The sequence below is a fragment of the Sporichthya brevicatena genome, from assembly GCF_039525035.1.
In the GTDB taxonomy this organism is placed as follows: Bacteria; Actinomycetota; Actinomycetes; order Sporichthyales; family Sporichthyaceae; genus Sporichthya; species Sporichthya brevicatena.
In genome coordinates this window covers 59696-77808 of record NZ_BAAAHE010000002.1, presented here as the reverse complement: position 1 = coordinate 77808, position 18113 = coordinate 59696, and the positions used below count along the sequence as shown (strand labels likewise).

The 18113-nt window shown below is 71.7% G+C and carries 23 protein-coding genes and 1 tRNA gene; 11 read left to right on the top strand and 13 right to left on the bottom strand.

What is annotated here, in order from left to right; translation table 11 throughout:
* Nucleotides 1–780, top strand: coding sequence for an enoyl-CoA hydratase/isomerase family protein (locus tag ABD401_RS01040; RefSeq protein ID WP_344600648.1), 780 nt, complete (start codon nucleotides 1–3; stop codon nucleotides 778–780).
* A gap of 16 nt (nucleotides 781–796) precedes the next feature.
* On the opposite strand, the gene ABD401_RS01035 is transcribed toward ABD401_RS01040, so the two are convergent.
* Both ABD401_RS01035 and ABD401_RS01030 read right to left on the bottom strand, forming a co-directional pair.
* Nucleotides 797–2047 carry a PucR family transcriptional regulator gene (locus ABD401_RS01035; RefSeq protein ID WP_344600646.1) on the bottom strand — a complete coding sequence of 417 codons (1251 nt, stop codon included), beginning with the start codon at nucleotides 2045–2047 and terminating at the stop codon, nucleotides 797–799.
* Nucleotides 2048–2137: 90 nt separating this feature from the next.
* Nucleotides 2138–2524, bottom strand: coding sequence for a nuclear transport factor 2 family protein (locus ABD401_RS01030; protein ID WP_344600644.1), 387 nt, complete (start codon nucleotides 2522–2524; stop codon nucleotides 2138–2140).
* A 270-nt stretch (nucleotides 2525–2794) separates the two neighbouring features.
* On the opposite strand from ABD401_RS01030, the gene ABD401_RS01025 reads away from it, so the two are divergent.
* Genes ABD401_RS01025 through ABD401_RS01015 form a run of 3 tightly spaced genes read left to right on the top strand, consistent with a single transcriptional unit; the run spans nucleotide 2795 to nucleotide 5578 of the window.
* Complete coding sequence (locus ABD401_RS01025; RefSeq protein ID WP_344600642.1) at nucleotides 2795–3571, top strand: SDR family NAD(P)-dependent oxidoreductase; 777 nt, start codon at nucleotides 2795–2797, stop codon at nucleotides 3569–3571.
* Between the two features lie 25 nt (nucleotides 3572–3596).
* A complete protein-coding gene (locus ABD401_RS01020; protein WP_344600640.1) occupies nucleotides 3597–4673 on the top strand; it encodes an LLM class flavin-dependent oxidoreductase in 1077 nt (358 codons plus the stop codon).
* Between the two features lie 2 nt (nucleotides 4674–4675).
* Nucleotides 4676–5578, top strand: a complete 903-nt coding sequence (locus ABD401_RS01015; RefSeq protein ID WP_344600638.1) for an enoyl-CoA hydratase — start codon at nucleotides 4676–4678, stop codon at nucleotides 5576–5578.
* Between the two features lie 15 nt (nucleotides 5579–5593).
* Here ABD401_RS01015 and ABD401_RS01010 read toward each other — a convergent pair.
* From ABD401_RS01010 to galU, 7 genes are all read right to left on the bottom strand, one after another.
* A tRNA-Ala gene (locus ABD401_RS01010) sits at nucleotides 5594–5667 on the bottom strand.
* Nucleotides 5668–5803: 136 nt separating this feature from the next.
* Entirely contained in the window at nucleotides 5804–6652 is an 849-nt protein-coding gene (locus tag ABD401_RS01005; RefSeq protein WP_344600636.1) for a hypothetical protein, read from the bottom strand.
* Between the two features lie 113 nt (nucleotides 6653–6765).
* The gene (locus ABD401_RS01000; protein ID WP_425566031.1) at nucleotides 6766–7386 is read right to left on the bottom strand and encodes a GNAT family N-acetyltransferase; all 621 of its coding nucleotides are present in this window, start codon (nucleotides 7384–7386) and stop codon (nucleotides 6766–6768) included.
* Nucleotides 7382–7858, bottom strand: coding sequence for a MogA/MoaB family molybdenum cofactor biosynthesis protein (locus tag ABD401_RS00995; RefSeq protein WP_344600634.1), 477 nt, complete (start codon nucleotides 7856–7858; stop codon nucleotides 7382–7384). The genes ABD401_RS01000 and ABD401_RS00995 overlap by 5 nt, the downstream gene beginning before the upstream one ends.
* Nucleotides 7855–8343, bottom strand: coding sequence for a cyclic pyranopterin monophosphate synthase MoaC (gene moaC / locus ABD401_RS00990; protein WP_344600632.1), 489 nt, complete (start codon nucleotides 8341–8343; stop codon nucleotides 7855–7857). Before moaC ends, ABD401_RS00995 begins: the two co-directional genes overlap by 4 nt.
* Nucleotides 8340–9581, bottom strand: a complete 1242-nt coding sequence (gene glp / locus ABD401_RS00985) for a molybdotransferase-like divisome protein Glp (protein WP_344600630.1) — start codon at nucleotides 9579–9581, stop codon at nucleotides 8340–8342. Before glp ends, moaC begins: the two co-directional genes overlap by 4 nt.
* Nucleotides 9578–10474 (bottom strand): UTP--glucose-1-phosphate uridylyltransferase GalU, encoded by an 897-nt coding sequence (gene galU, locus ABD401_RS00980; RefSeq protein ID WP_344600628.1) that lies wholly within the window; start codon nucleotides 10472–10474, stop codon nucleotides 9578–9580. Before galU ends, glp begins: the two co-directional genes overlap by 4 nt.
* 96 nt (nucleotides 10475–10570) lie before the next feature.
* On the opposite strand from galU, the gene ABD401_RS00975 reads away from it, so the two are divergent.
* The 6 genes from ABD401_RS00975 to mscL all read left to right on the top strand — a co-directional run bounded on the left by ABD401_RS00975 (nucleotide 10571) and on the right by mscL (nucleotide 15136).
* Nucleotides 10571–11209, top strand: coding sequence for a 5-formyltetrahydrofolate cyclo-ligase (locus ABD401_RS00975; RefSeq protein WP_344600626.1), 639 nt, complete (start codon nucleotides 10571–10573; stop codon nucleotides 11207–11209).
* Complete coding sequence (locus ABD401_RS00970) at nucleotides 11206–12738, top strand: potassium/proton antiporter (RefSeq protein WP_344600624.1); 1533 nt, start codon at nucleotides 11206–11208, stop codon at nucleotides 12736–12738. Before ABD401_RS00975 ends, ABD401_RS00970 begins: the two co-directional genes overlap by 4 nt.
* Before the next feature lie 47 nt (nucleotides 12739–12785).
* Nucleotides 12786–13100, top strand: coding sequence for an FmdB family zinc ribbon protein (locus tag ABD401_RS00965; protein ID WP_344600622.1), 315 nt, complete (start codon nucleotides 12786–12788; stop codon nucleotides 13098–13100).
* Between the two features lie 75 nt (nucleotides 13101–13175).
* Nucleotides 13176–14021, top strand: coding sequence for an S-methyl-5'-thioadenosine phosphorylase (locus tag ABD401_RS00960; protein ID WP_344600620.1), 846 nt, complete (start codon nucleotides 13176–13178; stop codon nucleotides 14019–14021).
* Nucleotides 14018–14686, top strand: a complete 669-nt coding sequence (gene cpaB / locus ABD401_RS00955) for a Flp pilus assembly protein CpaB (RefSeq protein WP_344600618.1) — start codon at nucleotides 14018–14020, stop codon at nucleotides 14684–14686. Before ABD401_RS00960 ends, cpaB begins: the two co-directional genes overlap by 4 nt.
* A 39-nt stretch (nucleotides 14687–14725) precedes the next feature.
* Entirely contained in the window at nucleotides 14726–15136 is a 411-nt protein-coding gene (mscL, locus tag ABD401_RS00950; RefSeq protein ID WP_344600616.1) for a large conductance mechanosensitive channel protein MscL, read from the top strand.
* Between the two features lie 16 nt (nucleotides 15137–15152).
* Here mscL and ABD401_RS00945 read toward each other — a convergent pair whose 3' ends face one another.
* The 4 genes from ABD401_RS00945 to ABD401_RS00930 form a co-directional block, all read right to left on the bottom strand.
* Complete coding sequence (locus ABD401_RS00945; protein WP_344600614.1) at nucleotides 15153–15308, bottom strand: hypothetical protein; 156 nt, start codon at nucleotides 15306–15308, stop codon at nucleotides 15153–15155.
* Nucleotides 15305–15697, bottom strand: a complete 393-nt coding sequence (locus ABD401_RS00940) for an STAS domain-containing protein (RefSeq protein WP_344600612.1) — start codon at nucleotides 15695–15697, stop codon at nucleotides 15305–15307. The genes ABD401_RS00945 and ABD401_RS00940 overlap by 4 nt, the downstream gene beginning before the upstream one ends.
* Before the next feature lie 199 nt (nucleotides 15698–15896).
* Nucleotides 15897–16511 carry a hypothetical protein gene (locus tag ABD401_RS00935; protein ID WP_344600610.1) on the bottom strand — a complete coding sequence of 205 codons (615 nt, stop codon included), beginning with the start codon at nucleotides 16509–16511 and terminating at the stop codon, nucleotides 15897–15899.
* Nucleotides 16511–17110, bottom strand: coding sequence for a helix-turn-helix domain-containing protein (locus ABD401_RS00930; RefSeq protein WP_344600608.1), 600 nt, complete (start codon nucleotides 17108–17110; stop codon nucleotides 16511–16513). Before ABD401_RS00930 ends, ABD401_RS00935 begins: the two co-directional genes overlap by 1 nt.
* An 84-nt stretch (nucleotides 17111–17194) precedes the next feature.
* Here ABD401_RS00930 and ABD401_RS00925 point away from each other — a divergent pair, with 84 nt between their 5' ends.
* Nucleotides 17195–18103: an NAD(P)/FAD-dependent oxidoreductase gene (locus ABD401_RS00925; RefSeq protein ID WP_344600606.1), complete on the top strand. Its 909-nt coding sequence runs from the start codon at nucleotides 17195–17197 to the stop codon at nucleotides 18101–18103.
* The last annotated feature ends 10 nt before the right edge of the window (nucleotides 18104–18113 follow it).

Genomic DNA, 18113 nt, shown 5'->3' with positions numbered 1-18113 from the left:
ATGGCCACCACGACATCGCTGACCCGCAAGGGCGCCGTCGCCTGGATCCGGCTCGAGGGTGCCGACCAGCTCAACGCGATCGGTACCGGCACCTGCGCCGACCTGGTGGCGCACCTCGACGAGATCGAACCGGACCCGACCGTCCGGGCGCTGGTCATCTCCGGCGCGGGACGGGGGTTCTGCGCCGGCGCCGACATCGCAGAGCTCGGCGGCTTCGCCGATGCCTCCGAGTTCGAAACCTTCATCACCGTGTTCGCGGCGGCGCTCGATCGGCTGGCCGCCAGCCGCCTGCCCGTGGTGGCCGCAATCCACGGCCTCGCGCTCGGCGGCGGTCTCGAACTCGCTCTGGCCTGCGACGTCCGGGTCGCCGCGCCGGGGTCGCGCCTGGGCCTCCCCGAGGCGAAGCTCGGCGTCCTGCCGGGCGCCGGCGGTACGCAGCGTCTCCCGCGCCTCGTGCCGCCCGGCGTCGTGGCGGAGCTGCTCATGCTCGGCAACCTGATCGAGGCCGAACGCGCCCTCGCGCTCGGGTTGGTCAACCGCATCGTCGCCGAGGACGCCCTGCTCACCGACGTCGCCGTTCTGGCGGACGAACTCGCCGCCGGGGCACCGCTGGTGCACGCCGCGGCGAAGGAACTCCTGGCGTCGACCGCCACCATGAACCTCGCCGACGGCATCGTCGCGGAGCGCCGGGCCTCCACCGCGCTGTTCGCGTCCGCGGACGGACGTGAGGGGTTCGCGGCGTTCCTCGCCCGGCGCCGCCCGGACTTCACCGGTCGGTGACGTGCGCCGAGGTCCGTCATCCCTCCAGGAACGCCGACAGCAGCAGCGCCGCCTCCAGCGGGGCCCGCCGGTCGGTGATGCGGTAGCCCAGCAGGTCCTCGGCCCGGTGCACGCGATAGGCGACCGTCTTCTGATGGATGCCGAGTACGCGGGCCGCCCGGGCGTGGCTGCTGCCGACCTCCAGGAACGTGCCCAGCGTCGTCCGCAGCCGTCGGGTGGCCTCGTCGGGGCCGTTCAGCTCGCCGAGTTCCGACACCAGGAATCGTTGCGCGGACGCGGGATCGGTGCACAGGGCGGCGAGAAGGGAGACCGAGCGGTAGTGAACGACATCGGTCGGAGGGCGTTCCCGCAGCCCGCACACACGGCGGGCCTCGACGGCCTGACGGTGGCTCTCCCGGAAGCCCTCGAGCCCGTGACCGACGGCGCCCGCGGCCACGGCCACACCGGCGGGCGGCGGCTCGGCGGCGATCACCGGGGCCAGCCGGCGGGCATCGGCTGCGCCGAGCCAGGCCCACACACAACCTCGCGAGGCGGGAACGAGCAGCGGGCACTCTGTCCCGAGTTCCTCGGCGAGTGCGAAGGCGTAGCGCTCCAGGCCCTCGGTGCCTTGAGCTTCGACGCGCCGGGACGCGGGCCACAGGACGAGGGCGACATGGTGACGACGGAGCCGATAGTTGAGCCGCGCGCCGGCGGAGTCGACGTCGACGTCCTCACCGGCGACGATCGCCTGGGCGGTGGCCACTCGTTGCGCGGCGGCGCTGGTGAGCTGACGGCGACGCTCGGGCTCGTACTCCGCCACGAGCCGCTCACAGACCGAGTCCATGTAGCTGAACATGTGGGCTGACGACACCGTCAGAATCTCGGGCAGGTCCTCGAGGTTCTCGATCCCCTCCGAGACGACCCGCATCCACTGGTTCCACAGTTCGGCGTGGCCGATCCGGTAGGCACGCAGGATGGCGGTGATGTCCGCACCCCGGCCGATCATCGCCCGGAAGAACTCGAGCGCGCCCTCGGGCGGCTCGATCCCGGCGTTGGCCGGGACGCCGTAGGTCATCATCGACATCAGGGCGCCGATGTTGCCGATCCCGCTGGCCATCGTGGTCTCCCACGACGTCTCGCTGTCGGGGCTCCCGAGTTCGGGGATCTCGGTCAGCACGCGGGTGACGACGGCCGCCGAGACCCGGTCGAGGTCGGAGACCAGAATCTTGGCAAGGCGGTCGAGTTCGTCCTTGCACCTCGGGTGACTGCGGGTCAGATCACGTACCACGTCGAGGATCCCATCTGTTGTCCCCGATGATACGGACGGGACGGCCCATGGACCACACACGGACCGCCCCTCCGCCCCGAGATCCGCGGATCAGCCGGTGAGCTTGAACCCGACCTCGTCCTCGAACGTGGCCAGGTTGAAGTACTCGTGCATCACGGCGATCTTCCCGTCGCGAATCTCGAAGTAGCCGCCCACCGGAAGGTCGGTGTGCCCGCCCGCGACGGCGGTCATCCGGTCGATCCGCTCGGTGAATACCTTGTTGCCCTCGACCATGAGGTTGGTGATCTCCAGGTCGATGTGGGGCATCAGCTCCAGGAAGTACTTGAACACCAGGGCGACGTTCTCCCGTCCCTCGACCACCGGGACCGGGATGTTGTGGTAGATCATGTCGTCGGTCACGTAGGAGAGAATCTCGTCGAGATCGCGGCGCAGCCAGGCCTCACAGAAGCCTCGGACGACCTGCTCGTTGGTTGTCAAAGTTCCTCCCAGATCGACGGTTGACGGTCCTCGTCCGGCCGTCGTTCGAATTGCTACCACCTGCGCGCGGGCCCGTCTTTTGCCTGTTCGGGAGTAATCGCCGGCGGCGTTTGTCGCGTCGGCCCAAAGCCCGATCGACGCATCACGCACCGCGCGGTTCCGACCCCGCTCCCATCGGGACAAGCGGCATCAGCGCAATGCACCGACCGAGCCAATGACAGCGACCGCTCGGGCCCCGATGGTTGGCCGAGGATCGAGGGAGGTTCGGACATGCCTTACGAGAGCTTGCGGAACAAGGTCGCCGTCGTGACCGGGGCCGCCGGCGGGATCGGCCGGGAGACGGCCCACCGCCTGGCCGCCGACGGGGCGAAGGTCTTCTGCGTCGACATCGACGACAAAGGTGCACTCGCCACGGTGGACGAGATCACGGCCGCCGGCGGCACCGCCGACGCCCAGGGGGCAGACGTCTCGTCGGCCGACGACGTCGAGCAGGCCGTGACCGCGGCGGTGACCCGCTTCGGGAAGCTCGACGTGATGGTCAACATCGCCGGGGTCGAGCACTTCGCCGCGGTGACGGAGATGCTCGAAGCCGACTTCGAACGGGTGCTCCGCATCAATCTGCTGGGCACCTGGCTCGGCACCAAGTACGCCGCCGCCGCCATGACCGGGGGCGGCAGCATCATCAACATGTCCTCACTCGCCGGAGTGGTGGGCTTTCCGGGTCTCACCGCCTACTGCGCCTCCAAGGCCGGCGTCATCATGGTGACGAAGACCGCCTCCATCGAGCTTCGGGCGGCCAGCATCCGGGTGAACGTCGTCTGCCCGGCGTTCATCGACACCCCGATGCAGCGCCGGGCAATGAGCGTGTTCGACCAGATGCTCGGAGCTGACGGTGCGTCAATACCGATGATCGAGCGGATGCAGGGCCGGATGGGTCAACCGTCCGACGTCACCGGAACGATCGCCTTCCTCGCCTCCGACGACGCGAGCCTGACCACCGGAACCACCTTCGTCATCGACGGTGGCACCAGCGCCTGCCTGTCCTGAATTTCGAACGAGCCGGGAGATAGTCATGAAACTCGGGATGTTCCTCATGCCGTCGCACCCGCCGGAGCGGCCGTTGGCCGACGGGACGCGCTGGGATCTCGACGTCATCCGCCGGGCCGACGAACTCGGCTACACCGAGGCCTGGGTCGGCGAACACTTCACGGTGGCCTGGGAGCCGTGCCCGGCCCCCGATCTGATGATCGCTCAGGCACTGATGGAGACGAGCCGGATCGTCCTGGCGCCCGGAGCGCACCTGCTGCCGTACCACCATCCGGCCGAGCTGGCCCATCGCGTCGCCTACCTCGATCACCTCGCGCAGGGCCGTCTCATGCTCGGTGTCGGCGCGGGCGGGATCCCGTCCGACTGGGCGCTGTTCCAGGTGGACGGCATGGCCGGGGTGAACCGGAAGATGATGTGGGAGGCCCTCGACATTCTCCTCAAGTTCTGGACCGACCCGGACCCCTTCGTGTTCAAGGGGGATTTCTGGACCGTGACCCGCCCGGAGCCGATGCTGGACGGGCTGATGCAGTCACACATCCGCCCGTTCCAGACGCCGCACCCCCCGATCGGGATCGCCGCGCTGAGCCCCAAGTCCGACACCCTGCGGGTCTGCGGGCAGCGTGGCTTCATGCCGCTCAGCCTCAACCTCGGTGACGCCTACGTGGCCGGCCACTGGCCCATGGTCGAAGCGGGAGCGACCGAGGCCGGTCGGGTCGCACAGCGATCCGACTGGCGGGTCGTGCGGGACGTCTTCGTCGCCGACACCGATGAGGAAGCTATCGGCTGGGCGGCCGCGAGCATGGGTCGGATGGCCGACGAGTACGTCCTGCCGGTCCTTCGGTCCTTCGGGATGATCTCGCTGGTCAAGCACGACCCGGACGTACCCGATGAGGATGTCAACGGCGACTACCTCGCGCGGAACTGCTGGCTGGTCGGGACTCCGGACACGGTCGTGTCTCGGATCGAGCGGCTGGCGGCCACCACCGGGGGCTTCGGAACGCTGCTGCAGCTCGGCTACGACTACCTCGATGACCCCGGCCCCTGGTTCCGGTCGATGGAGTTGATGGCGAACGAGGTCATGCCGCGCGTGGCTCACCTCTAGTCATGGACACCGCACGCGACGGCGTTCGCTACGAGGACCTCAAGGACGGTGTGGTCCGCATCGTCCTCGACCGCCCCGAGACCCGCAACGCGCAGGACAAGGCCATGCTCTATGCGTTGAACGACGCCTTCGACGAGGCGGGCGCGGACGACGACGTGAAGGTGGTCGTGCTCGCGGCCGACGGGCCCCACTTCTCCTCCGGCCACGACCTGCGCGACGCGGGTTCGCCGATGACGCCGTTCGAGCCGGTGAGCTGCTGGGGTGGGTTCGAGCTTCCCGGCGCCGAGGGCTGGATGGCCGTCGAGGAGGAGATCTATCTCGGACTGTGCCGGCGGTGGCGCAACTTCCCGAAGCCGACCATCGCGTCGGTGCAGGGCAAGGCGATCGCCGGCGCCCTCATGCTGGTCTGGGTCTGCGACCTGGTGGTGGCGGCCGACAACGCTCAGTTCTCCGATCCGGTGGTCGCGTTCGGAGTCGGTGGCGTCGAGTACTTCGCCCACCCCTGGGAGCTGGGGCCCCGCAAGGCCAAGGAAATGCTGTTCACCGGCGCCGCTGTCACCGCCGACGAGGCCCACCGCCTCGGCATGGTGAACCACGTCGTCCCCCGGCCCGAACTCGACGAGTTCACTCTCGACCTGGCTCGCGCGATCGCATCCAAACCGTCCATGGGCCTGAAACTCGCCAAGCAGGCCGTCAACCAGGCACTCGACGCCCAGGGCCAGTGGACCGCGCTCCAGACCGCGTTCGGGCTCCACCAGCTGGCGCACTCCCACAACATGCAGCGCTTCGGCTCGCTCCTCGACCCCGCGGGTCTCGGGCCGTTCGCCACCGACGCATCGCGAATCGTGCCGCCCGGGCACCAACGAGTCAGGGACCAGCTCGGAGATTCCGAAACTGGCCCCTGACCTGCACTAACGCGGTGGAGCTGAGGGGATTTGAACCCCTGGCCCCCTCGTTGCGAACGAGGTGCGCTACCGGACTGCGCCACAGCCCCCGAAGTGCGGAGAAAGATTATCACTGGCCCTGGAGTGCTCGACGCGGGCCGGACCCCGGGGCGCGGACCTCATCTTCTCCGGCGCGGCGCGGGTATCCCGAGCCCGGGATGGGCGCGCCAGGCAGGAGAAGTCGGGTCACTCCCCGACGGCGCGGGGGATCTCGATCTCGTCCTCGTCGGCGGAGGTCTCGCCGGCGGCCTGGTCGGCCATCTCGGCCTCGATCTCGGCGATCAGCTCGTCGGTGAGGGCGGGGAACTCCTGGGTGGCCTCGTCGTCCTCGTCGGCGACGGCCCAGGGGCGGCCGGCGGAGACGTCGATCCGGCGGGCGACGTGGGGGGCCTTGGGGGCGGTGACGTACGTCGGGAGCGGGACGGGGCGGGGCTCCCAGCCGTCGGCAATGTCGGCGACGGGGCCGGGCTTGGTCTCCTCGACCTCGACCGAGGGCCAGGGGTCCCACGTCATGTCGGTGTCGGCGGGGCGGCTCCGGGTGCCGCGCTGCGCGGGGATCCGCGCCGGGCCGGCGGGGGCGGCGACGGGCGCGACGGCCACGCGGGTCACGCGCGCCTTCTTCGCCCGGACCCGTACCTCGTAGAGGTACGCGACGAACAGGGCGGCGGGGATCGCGGCCGGCCACAGCGGCATCAGGCCGAGCAGGTTCGCGGTCAGCAGCGGGACGAACACGGAGACGAGGGTGCCGAGCACCCGACGACGCCGGCGCGCGGTCGCGGCGCTGACACGCGGTCGCGTGACGACCTCGACGGGACGGACGCCGGACTTCACGACGGGCTCGGCCGCGGGTGGGACGGCCGGGCGCAGCATCGAGTAGGTACCGGCGGCCGGGTCCGGCTCGCCGCGGCGTCGCAGCACAGTCCCCTCCGGAACTCCGCAGTCGATGTCGGTCGGCGTCACTTTCAGACACCGCGTCAGAAGAAACACGGCCCAGGCGCCGAGCACCGCTGCGTAGAGAAGGCCGCTTCCGCTCATGACCCCCAAAGTTAGGGCCGCAAAGGGCTGCGATCCGGGAAGCTCGCCGCGTGTCGCGCGGGACAGATGTGACTAGAGAGGTTTCGGGCCTGACGGAACGTCCGAAAACGGATCTACTGCTCTCTCGGCGACGGGCGGCCGGACACCATCGACGCCCGCCAGCGCGGCAGCAGACCGCCCGGAACCTCCTCCGCGGTGACGACGAAGACGAGGTGGTCGCGCCACGCGCCGTCGATGTGGAGGTAGGCCGGGCGCAGGCCCTCCTCGCGGAAGCCGAGCTTCTCGACGACGCGGCGGCTGTTCGCGTTCTCGGGCCGGATGCAGATTTCGATCCGGTGCAGGCCCATCGTCAGCAGGCAGTGGTCGGTGGCCAACGCGACGGCGGTCGGCATGATGCCCCGGCCCGCGTGGCCCTTGTCGATCCAGTAGCCGATGTGGGCCGCGCACAGCGAACCCCACGTGATGCCCGAGACCGTCAGCTGCCCGACGAAGTTCCCCGCGTAGGTCACCGCGAACGGCATCGTCCGGCCGGCCCGCGCCTCGGCCCGCAGGCGGCGGACCATGTGGGCGAACGTCATCTCCGGCGCCTCGTCGACCGGACGGCTCGCCTCCCACGGCGCGAGCCAGGCGTGGTTGGCGCGGCGGAGCTCGTGCCAGGGCTGGCCGTCGCGCATCCGCAGGGGGCGCAGGGCGACCGGACCCTCGACGAGTCGCACCGGCCAGGTCTTGTTAATGGTCACCTCCCCCGATCTGATCCACCGCGTGCCGCAGGATCGGCGAGAGCACCGCGATCCCGTCCTTGCAGCCACCCGGCGAGCCGGGCAGGTTCACGATCAGGGTTTGCCCGGCGACGCCCGCGAGTCCACGGCTGAGCATGGACGTCGGCACCTTGTCCTGGGAATGCCGACGGATCGCATCCGCGATCCCCGGCACCTCGCGCTCGATCACCCGGCGGGTGACCTCCGGCGTGTGGTCGCCGGGCGTCAGGCCGGTGCCGCCGGTGGTGAGGATGACGTCGTACCCGGCCGCGACCCCCGCGGTCAGCGCCTCGAACACCGGCTCCCCGTCGGGCACGACCTGCGGGCCGTCGACGGCGAACCCGAGCTCGGTCAGCCCCGCGGACAGGATCGGCCCGCCGCGGTCCTCGTACACCCCGGCCGCCGCCCGGTTCGAGCAGGTGATCACCAGCGCCCGGGGCGAGCTCACGAGTCGCCCTGCTCGACGCGCCTGTAAGTGCCAGACTTCCCGCCGGTCTTCTCCTCGATCCGAATGTCGGTGATCACCGCGCCCTTGTCGACGGCCTTCACCATGTCGACCACCGTGAGGCCGGCGACCGCGACGCAGGTGAGCGCCTCCATCTCGACGCCGGTGCGGTCGGCGGTGCGGACGGTCGCGGAGATCTCTACCGCGTCGTCGGAGACCGAGAGGTCGACGGTCACGCCGTGGATCGCGAGCGGGTGGCACAGCGGCACGAGGTCGGGGGTCTTCTTCGCGGCCTGGATGCCGGCGATGCGCGCGACCGCCAGCGCGTCGCCCTTCGGCACGCCCTCGCCACGAAGCAGCCCGACGACGGTCGGCGACACGAACACCCGGCCCGTCGCCGTCGCCTGACGGACCGTCACGTCCTTGGCGGAGACGTCGACCATGCGGGCCTCGCCCTTGGCGTCGACGTGCGTCAAGCGGTCACTCATGCGGGGGCTCCGAACCGAAGGATGTTGACCTGTTCGCCGGCCTTGACCTCGGTCACGTCCTCCGGCACGACGATGAAGCAGTTCGACTGGGCGAGCCCCGCGAGCAGGTGCGAGCCCGGGCCACCGACCGGCCGGACCTCGGGCAGCCCGTAGGCGCCGGAGGGGACGACCCAGCCGCGCATGAACTGTGTCTTGCCGGCGGGCGAGGTGAGGTCGACCGTCAGCGTCGCCTGCGTCATCGGGCGCCGCTCGGGCGTCAGGCCGCGCAGCCGGCGGATGGCCGGGCGCACGAAGACCTCGAACGAGACGTACGAGGAGACCGGGTTGCCGGGGAGCGTGAAGATCGGCGTCCCGGTGCCGAACCGGCCGTCGCCGCCGATGAACCCGAAGCCCTGCGGCTTGCCGGGGTTCATCTTGATGCCCTCGAAGTCGACGGTGCCCAGCTGCGAGAGCACACCCTTCACGACGTCGTACGCACCGGCGCTGACGCCGCCCGAGGTGATGATCAGGTCGGCGCGGGTGGTCTGCTCCTCGATCGTGGCGAGGACGGCGTCCTCGTCGTCGTGGACCATCCCGACGCGGTAGGCGACGGCGCCCGCCTCGCGCGCGGCGGCGGCGAGCATGTAGCTGTTCGACTCGTAGATCTGACCCGGACCGAGGGCGTTGCCCGCCTCGACCAGTTCGCTGCCGGTCGAGATGACGACGACGCGCGGCCGCGGGTGCACCTCGACGCGGGCGACCCCGATCGCGGCGAGCAGTCCGATCTGCGCGGACCCGAGCTCGGTGCCGGCGGCGAGCAGGGCCTGCCCCACCGCGACGTCACTGCCGCGGACGCGGATGAACTGGCCCTCCCCCGGCTCCGCCCGGATCGCGACGCGGGTGGTGCCGCGGTCGGTCTGCTCGACGGGGACGATCGCCTCGGCGCCCTCGGGGATCGGAGCGCCGGTCATGATCCGCGCGCAGGTGCCGGGCTTGATCACCCGGCTGGAGACGGCGCCGGCGGCGATGTCGTCGATGACGTCGAGCTCGGCCGGGAACTCCGGCGAGGCGCCGGTGACGTCGGCCATGCGGACCGCGTAGCCGTCCATCGCCGAGTTGTCCCACGGCGGCAGGTCGAGCGGCGCGTGGACGTCGTTCGCCAGCAGGCACCCGTGCGCCTCGGTGAGCGGGACGTCGAGCACCGGCATCGGCGTCAGCTGTCCCAGGACGTGGACGAGGTACTCCTCGACGGACCTCACTGCGCCATCTCCTTGGCCACGAAGTCGGCGAGCCAGGACCGGAACTCGGGGCCGAGGTCCTCCCGCTCGCAGGCGAGCCGGACGATCGTGCGCAGGTAGTCCTGCCGGTCGCCGGTGTCGTAGCGGCGGCCGCGGAACACGACCGCGTGCACCGGCCCGCCACCGTCGCCGAGGGCGAGCGATCGGAGCGCGTCGGTGATCTGGATCTCGCCGCCGCGGCCCGGCGGGGTCCGCCGCAGGACGTCGAACACGGCGGGCTCGATGACGTAGCGGCCGATGATCGCGAGGTTGCTCGGGGCCTCCTCGCGCGGCGGCTTCTCGACCAGGTCGGTGACGCGGACGACGTCCTCGGAGTCGGTCGGCTCGATCGCGGCGCAGCCGTAGAGGTGGATCTGCTCGGGCGCGACCTCCATCAGCGCGATGACGGAGCCGCCGTAGCGGGCCTGCGCCTCGATCATCCGCGTCAGGAGCGGGTCGCGGGGGTCGATCAGGTCGTCGCCGAGGAGCACCGCGAACGGCTCGTCGCCGACGTGCTCGGCCGCGCAGAGGATCGCGTGCCCGAGCCCCTTCGGCTCGCCCTGGCGGACGTAGTGCATGGTCGCGAGGTCGTTGGAGGCCTGGACGCGGGCGAGCGTCGCGGTGTCCCCCTTCTCCGCGAGCTTGGTCTCGAGCTCGTAGTTGCGGTCGAAGTGGTCCTCGAGGGCACGCTTGCTGCGGCCGGTGATCATGAGGACGTCACGCAGGCCGGCGGAGACCGCCTCTTCGACCACGTACTCGATCGCGGGCTTGTCGACGACCGGGAGCATCTCCTTGGGAGTCGCCTTGGTCGCGGGGAGGAACCGCGTGCCCAGGCCGGCGGCCGGGATGACGGCCTTGGTCATGCGGGAGGTCATGCCCGCAGGCTACCGAGCAGGACCGGTATGACGCGGGCACCGCTCGTACGGAAGGATTTGATCGGCGCCCGGAGCGGCCCGGGGGACGGAGGCGAGATGGCGGTTGGCGGTGCAACCGGGTCTCGGGATGACGTCGATGCCGCCAAGTCTGCCCTGCGCACCAAGATCCTCGCCGACCGCCGCGCCCTCGACCCAGCGACCCTCGCGGCCGCGGCCGACGCGATCCGCGACCACGCGATGAGCACCCTCGCCGCGCTTCCGGTGCAGGTCGGCGGACCGGCGCGCACCGTGGCCCTCTACGTCTCGACCGGCACCGAGCCCGGCACCCGGCCCCTGTTGGAGGCCCTGCGGACGGCCGGCACCCGCGTCCTGCTCCCCGCCCTGCGGGCGGACCTCGACCTGGACTGGGGCACCTACGCCGGTCCGGAGGCGCTGGTCCCCGGCCCGCGGGGCACCGTCGAGCCCGCCGGCCCGAACACCGCGGACCTTGCCGAGGCGGACCTCGTCCTCGTCCCCGGCCTCGCCGCCGACCGGGCCGGGCACCGGCTCGGCCGCGGCGGGGGCTCCTACGACCGGGCCCTGCGCGCCGTTCACCCGGCGGCGCGGGTCGCGGTCGTCCTGCACACCGGCGAGCTGCTCGACTCGGTGCCGGCCGCGGAGCACGACGCGCCGGTCGACGCCGTCCTCACCCCCGCGGGCTGGACCCGCGTCGGCGCGGCCGGGGAGGCGCCGTGATCCTCGGCTCGGGCGGCGGGGGCGAGGGCGCCCTGACCCTGGACGAACTCAACATCGGCCTGCTCGTCGGCTCCTCGGTGCTGATCGTCGCGATCATCGCGGTCCGGCTCGCGAGCCGGACGTCGCTCCCCAGCCTCCTGCTCTACCTCGGGCTCGGCGTGCTGCTCGGGCAGGACGTCATCGGGATCGAGTTCAGCGACGACGTCCTCACCCGAACCCTCGGCTACGCCGCGCTGGTGATCATCCTGGCCGAGGGCGGCATCACGACGAACTGGGCCAACATGCGCCCGGCGGTGCCGGTGGCGGCGCTGCTCGCCACGGTCGGCGTCGGGGTGTCCGTCCTGATCACGGGGGCCGCGGCGCACTACCTGCTGGACCTGAACTGGCAGGTCTCGTTCCTGCTCGCCGCGATCGTGTCCTCGACCGACGCGGCGGCGGTCTTCTCCGTGCTCCGCCTGCTGACGGTCCGCCACAAGCTCGTCGGCGTGCTCGAGGCCGAGTCCGGGTTCAACGACGCCCCCGTCGTCATCCTCACCGTGGCCCTCTCGACCACCGACGCGTTCGGGGCGGGCGACCTGCCCCACCTGGTCGGGCTGCTCGTCTACGAGCTCAGCGTCGGCCTCGTCGTCGGGCTCGCCGCCGGGTTCCTCGGCGCTGCCGGTCTGCGCCGGCTCGCGCTGCCGTCCTCGGGTCTGTACCCGATCGCGGTGCTCGCGCTGGCGGTGCTCGCCTACAGCGGCGCCTCGATGATCCACGCCAGCGGCTTCCTCGCGGTCTACATCGCGGCCGTGATCCTCGGGAACTCGCGGCTGCCGCACCGGCCCGCGACGCGCGGGTTCGTCGAGGGTCTCGCCTGGCTGGCGCAGATCGGGCTGTTCGTCCTGCTCGGCCTGCTCGTCTCCCCCGACGAGCTCGGGTCGGACGTCCTGCCCGCGATCGCGGTCGGGTTCGTGCTGCTGTTCGTCGCCCGGCCGGCGGCAGTGTTCGCCTCGACGGTCTGGTTCCGGTGGCCGTGGCGGGAGCAGGCTTTCCTGTCCTGGGCCGGCCTGCGCGGGGCGGTGCCGATCGTCGTCGCGACGATCCCGGTCGTGGAGGGCGTGCCGGACAACGAACGCCTGTTCAACATCGTCTTCGTCCTGGCCGTGATTTACACCCTGCTGCAGGGCCCGACCCTGCCGTTGGCCGCGCGGCGGCTCGGGGTGGTCGCCGAGGCCGAACCGGTCGACCTGGACCTGGAGGCCGCGCCCCTGGAGCGCCTCGGCGCCCAGGTCCTGCAGATGCGCGTGCCTCCCGAGTCGAAGATGCACGGCGTCGAGGTCTTCGAGCTGCGGCTGCCCCAGGGGGCGAGCGTGTCGCTGATCGTGCGGGGCGGAAATTCCCTGGTCCCGGGCGGGACGACCCGCATCCAGCGGGGCGACGAGCTGCTCGTCGTCACCCCGACGGCGATCCGGCGGGCCACCGAGGAGCGCCTGCGCGCGGTGAGTGAGCACGGTCGCCTGGCCGGGTGGGTGGACCGGAACCGCTCCTAGCGTGCACAATTAGCAGTCTCAGCCGGAGAGTGCCAGGAGGAACGTCGGTGCCGACCTACCAGTACGCGTGCACGGAGTGCGGGCACGAGTTCGAGGCCGTGCAGAGTTTCAGCGACAGCGCTCTGACCGAGTGCCCGAACTGCACCGGCAAGCTCCGCAAGGTCTTCTCCGCGGTGGGCGTCGTCTTCAAGGGCTCGGGCTTCTACCGGACCGACTCCCGGTCCTCCACCAGCTCGTCCACGCCCGCGTCGTCGAACTCGTCCGGCAGCTCGTCGAGCGACTCCTCGAGCTCGTCGTCGAGCGACTCGTCGAGTTCGTCGTCCGCCGGCTCGTCCTCGCCGAAGAGCGAGTCCGCGGCCTGACCCGACTCGACGCCGGATCGAGGCCTGTGGACAACTCCGGGGTCTGACCGGCGGGCGGGGCTAATCTCCTCGCCCATGACCGACACGAGCATGTCCCCCTCGGGCCCGTCCGACGTCCGCGCCGAGATCGGCGTCATCGGCGGGTCGGGGCTCTACGAGTTCCTCGACGACGCCGTCACCGTCGACGTCGCAACCCCGTACGGGCCGCCGAGCGATCCGCTCGTCGTCGGGGAGATCGCCGGCCGTCGGGTGGCGTTCCTGCCCCGGCACGGCGCGGACCACCGGTGGCCGCCGCACCGCATCCCGTACCGGGCGAACCTGTGGGCGCTGCGTGCGGTCGGGGTGCGGCAGGTGCTGGCGCCCGCGGCGGTCGGGTCGCTGACGCACGAGCTGCCGATCGGGACGCTCGTCGTGCCCGACCAGGTTCTCGACCGGACCTCCGGCCGCGACCGGACCTACTACGACGGACCGCCGGCCGGGGTCGTCCACGTCGGGTTCGCGGACCCGTACTGCCCGGCCGGGCGGGCGGCCGCGCTTCAGGCGTCGGCGGCGTCGGGCTGGCCGGCGGTCGACGGCGCGACGCTGGTCGTGATCGACGGGCCGCGATTCTCCAGCCGGGCCGAGTCGCAGTGGTACGCGGCGGCCGGCGCGCGGATCATCGGCATGACGGGCATGCCCGAGGCGGCGCTCGCCCGGGAGCTCGCGCTCTGCTACACGCCGATGGCGCTGGTGACCGACCTCGACGCCGGGATCGAGACCGGCGAGGGCGTGACGATGGCCGAGGTCTTCGCGGTCTTCAAGGAGAACGTCGGCCGCCTGCGGACGGTGCTGATGGACGTCGTCGCTGCGCTGCCGACCGAGCGGACCTGCGCGTGCGGCTCGGCGCTCGACGGGTTGAACCTTGGGATCGAGCTGCCGTGACGTGGCAGCGGCCGGCGGCCGGGGGGCCGTTGTCGTCGACGCCGCGGATGCTGCTCGCGCGGCACCGGGGACTGCTCGCCGGGTCGTGCGCCGGGGTGGCGGTGCTCGCGGCGCTGCCGGTGCTCGCGCCCGGGCCGGAGCCGACGGTGCCGGTGCTGGTCGCGGCGCGGGACCTGCGCTGGGGCGTCCCGCTCGGCGCCGACGACGTCGTGCTCGCCGACCTGCCGGTTGAGTCCGTGCCGGACGGGGCATTGACCGAGATGTCCGCGGCCCGCGGGCGACTGCTCACCTCACCCGTGCGACGGGGTGAGGCGATCACCGACGTCCGCGTCGTCGGGCCGGCGACGGTGGAACCGGGCCTGCTCGCGGTCGGCGTGCGGATCGCGGACGCCGGCATGGCCTCCGTGCTGCGTGCGGGCGCGGTCGTGGACGTCCTCGCGGCCGCGCGGGACGAGGGCTTCGACCGCCCGGTCGGGCTGGGCACGGCCGAGGTCGTCGCGAGCGGGGTGCGCGTGCTCGCGGTGCCGAACTCCCGCCGCGCGAGTCTCGACGGTGCACTCGTTCTCGTGGCCGCGAATGAGGCGCAGGCCTCACGATTGGCCGCCGCCGGCGCGACGCGTCACCTTTCCATCGCGCTCCGTACCGATAGCGTGGGTTCGCCCTGACGGGCCGACAGAATCCCCCTCAAGACGCCGGGAGCAGCTGTGATCAAGGGTTTTCGTGACTTCCTGATGCGCGGAAACGTCGCCGACCTCGCGGTCGCTGTGGTCATCGGCACCGCCTTCACCGCGCTCGTGACCGCGTTCACCACGTCGTTCATCGAGCCGATCATCAAGGTGGTGATGGGTGGCGGCCTGACCGGCGGCACGGTCAAGCTCGACGACGAGAACCGTCTGCTCTTCGGCGACTTCGCGAACGCGCTGATCACGTTCGTCATCACTGCGGCAGTCGTCTACTTCATCTTCGTGCTGCCACTGAAGACGCTGAACGAGAAGCGCCAGCGCGGCGAGGTCGCCGAGCCGGAGCCGGCCGCGATCCCGGACGACATCCTGCTGCTGCAGGAGATCCGCGACCTGCTCGCGAACCGCGCTCCCGGGTCGGGTTCGATCCGCTAGCCGACTCCCCCGGCGTTCACGCGGTCGCCGGCGCCTGGCCCTCGGCGGAGTCCGTCGCGGGCCGGTCGGCGATCCGCGTGCGCTGGGTGAGGTGCCGGGACTCGATGTCCGCGAGGAAGAACACGAGCGCCAGCATCAGGAACGGCATGACGACGGCGAAGGCGACGCTCACGACGCAACCGCCGTAGCCTCGGCCCCACGACCGGCCGGAACCGCGGCGCGGCCCTTGCCGCGCAGGGCGGCCTCGACGTCGGTGTAGCACGGCAGCGACGTGCACAGGCCGGTGATCTCCAGCAGGCGGCGCACGATCGGCGACGGGCCGGCCATCCGCATCCACGTGCCGACCGCGATCGAGCGACGGCCGAGGTTGGCCATCGTGCGCAGGCAGGCCAGGTCGCAGAAGGTGACCTCGGAACAGTCGATAACGATGCCCGTCGGACGCGCGCGGAGCACGTCGAGCAACTGGGTGTGCAGGGTGGCGGCACGGCTGAGGTCGTAGTCGCCGAACAGCGCCACGACGACCACACCACCAGCGCGGCGGACCGCGAAGTTGGCGTCCACGGCTCCTCATTTCTGGGCGGGAACTGGCGGGCAAGGAGCAAGACAGGTCTTCATGATGTGGCGACACGCCGAAGCGGGTTCGGGCTTTCTCACCGCCTTGGACGGCGCTTTGCTCGGCGTGACGGACGCCGGAACCAAAGCGGGCAAACCCGGCATTGACGCTCACTGAGCGCGACGAAGCCGGTGCGGTTGGTACTCGCTACCGCGGGATCGTCACGGTGGTGGTCACGCGGACGAGCGCGGGAGCGGGCGGGACCGACCCGAAACCGAACCGGACCGGCGGGTCGATCGGGGCGAGCGGCCCGAGGCCGGTGCCGTCGAGCCAGGCGACCGCGGCGGTGATCGGGCGCAGGTCCTGGGCGCCGTAGTACTCGCGGCGCCCGTTGCCGGCGCTGCCGACGGTCCGGACGCCGGGCAACAGACGCCGGGCCGGGCGGTCGATCGCGGAGATCCAGGCCGGGCGCCGGGCGAGCGGGGGCGGGACGGCGCGGAGCAGGTAGCCGAGCGGGGTCCGGCGGCCGATCTCGAACGCGACGTTCAGCGGCCCGGCGGTCAGCGCCCATTCGGAGCGGGTCCGGGTGACCCCGACATGGGCGATCTCGACGGCGTCGAAGGTGTAGGTGGCGGCGACGAAGTCCGCGATCTCCGGCCGCGGGGCGAGGAGGCGCCGGTGGCCGGCCGCGTCCTCGATCATGACGTCGGTGAAGCCCCCGAACGGGCTGCGCGGCCACCGGCCGATCACCAGCCGGGTTCCCGACGCGGTCCCGAGGCCGGCGATCCAGCCGTCGAAGACCAGTCGTTCGTGACGGGCCATCAGTCAGCGCTCGTGCGGCGGGTGCGGGCGCGGACGTGGATTCGCTCGCCCTCCCGGCCGAAGAGGCTGAGGATCTCGGCCGGGCCGCTGCCGGCGCTGCCGAACCAGTGCGGGACGCGGCAGTCGAACTCCGCCACCTCGCCGGTGGTGAGCACCAGGTCCTGGTCGCCGAGCAGCAGCCGCACCCGGCCCGACAGGACGTACATCCACTCGTGGCCGTCGTGGGTGCGCAGCTCCCCCGGCTTGGACTGGGCGGCCGGGATGATCATCTTCCAGGCCTGCATCGAGCCGGGCATCCGCGTCAGCGGGACGACGGTGCGGCCGTGCACCTTCACCGGCTTCAGACGCAGGCGCGGGTCGCCGACCTCGGGGGCGCCGACGAGGTCGTCGAGCGGGACACCGTAGGCCGAGGCGAGCGGGAGCAGCAGTTCGAGGCTGGGCTTGCGCTGGCCGGACTCCAGCCGCGACAGGGTGCTCTTGGAGATGCCGGTGGTCGCCTCGAGGCTGGTGAGGGTGATCCCCCGCTGGGTGCGCAGGAGCTTGAGGCGGGAACCGACCTGCTCGAGGGCGGTGGCGATCGCCTGGTTCGGGTCGGTCATGGGGTCATCCTTGCCCACCGGGCGCTTCCCGGAAACAGCAACAAGGGTTGTCGTTCTGGCGACGGGTGGGGGCACCGTCGGATCATGAGCGAATACGACGTGGTGATCATCGGTGGCGGAGCGGCCGGGCTGTCGGCGGCGCTGACGTTGGGCCGGGCGCGCCGGACCGTCCTCGTGGTGGACGGCGGGGCGCCGCGCAACGCGCCGGCCGCGCACATGTACGGGTTCCTCTCGCGGGACGGTGAGTCCCCCGCGGAGCTGCTGGAACTCGGGCGCGCGGAGGTGAAGAGCTACGGCGGGGAGATCACGACGGCCGTGGTCGCCGGCATCGAGCGCGAGGACAAGCGGTTCCGGGTGACGCTTGAGGGCGACCGTTCGGTGTGGGGGCGGCGGCTCCTGGTGGCAACCGGGCTGCGGGACGTCCTGCCCGAGATCCCGGGGCTGCGGGAGCGGTGGGCCCGCGACGTCCTGCATTGCCCCTACTGCCACGGCTACGAGGTGCGGGACCAGCGACTCGGCGTTCTCGGCGGTGGCCCGATGACCGCGCACTACACGCAGCTGATCCGGCAGTGGTCGGCCGACGTCGTGCTGTTCGCGCCGGCCGGGTCGGTCCCGCCCGCGGACGCCGCCGGGTACGCGGCGCGCGGGATCGAGGTCGTCGAGGGCGCGGTGACGCGGACCGTTGTCGCGGACGACCGGTTGGTGGGGCTGGAGGTCGACGGGCGCGTGGTGCCGGTCGACGCCGTCTTCGCCGCGCCGCGGTTCGAGCCGAACGACGCCTTGCTCCGCGACCTCGGATGCGAGGTCGACGCCGACGGGTGGGTCGTCACGGACGCGACCGGGCAGACGACGGTGCCCGGCGTCTGGGTCGCGGGCAACGTCGCGAACCCGCGGGCGCAGGTGATCGTGGCCGCGGGTGAGGGCGTTGCGGCGGCGGCGATGCTGAACGCGGACCTGGTGGCGGAGGAGGTCGCGGACGCGGTGGCGGCTTGAGTCGTCGCTG

Bases quoted from the DNA above. Each gene is read 5' to 3' on its own strand.
- ABD401_RS01040 (WP_344600648.1), top strand. From the start codon at position 1: ATGGCCACCACGACATCGCTGACCCGCAAGGGCGCCGTCGCCTGGATC.
- ABD401_RS01025 (WP_344600642.1), top strand. From the start codon at position 2,795: ATGCCTTACGAGAGCTTGCGGAACAAGGTCGCCGTCGTGACCGGGGCC.
- ABD401_RS01020 (WP_344600640.1), top strand. From the start codon at position 3,597: ATGAAACTCGGGATGTTCCTCATGCCGTCGCACCCGCCGGAGCGGCCG.
- ABD401_RS01015 (WP_344600638.1), top strand. From the start codon at position 4,676: ATGGACACCGCACGCGACGGCGTTCGCTACGAGGACCTCAAGGACGGT.
- ABD401_RS01005 (WP_344600636.1), bottom strand. From the start codon at position 6,652: ATGAGCGGAAGCGGCCTTCTCTACGCAGCGGTGCTCGGCGCCTGGGCC.
- moaC (WP_344600632.1), bottom strand. From the start codon at position 8,343: ATGAGTGACCGCTTGACGCACGTCGACGCCAAGGGCGAGGCCCGCATG.
- galU (WP_344600628.1), bottom strand. From the start codon at position 10,474: ATGACCTCCCGCATGACCAAGGCCGTCATCCCGGCCGCCGGCCTGGGC.
- ABD401_RS00975 (WP_344600626.1), top strand. From the start codon at position 10,571: ATGGCGGTTGGCGGTGCAACCGGGTCTCGGGATGACGTCGATGCCGCC.
- ABD401_RS00960 (WP_344600620.1), top strand. From the start codon at position 13,176: ATGACCGACACGAGCATGTCCCCCTCGGGCCCGTCCGACGTCCGCGCC.
- ABD401_RS00935 (WP_344600610.1), bottom strand. From the start codon at position 16,511: ATGGCCCGTCACGAACGACTGGTCTTCGACGGCTGGATCGCCGGCCTC.
- ABD401_RS00930 (WP_344600608.1), bottom strand. From the start codon at position 17,110: ATGACCGACCCGAACCAGGCGATCGCCACCGCCCTCGAGCAGGTCGGT.
- ABD401_RS00925 (WP_344600606.1), top strand. From the start codon at position 17,195: ATGAGCGAATACGACGTGGTGATCATCGGTGGCGGAGCGGCCGGGCTG.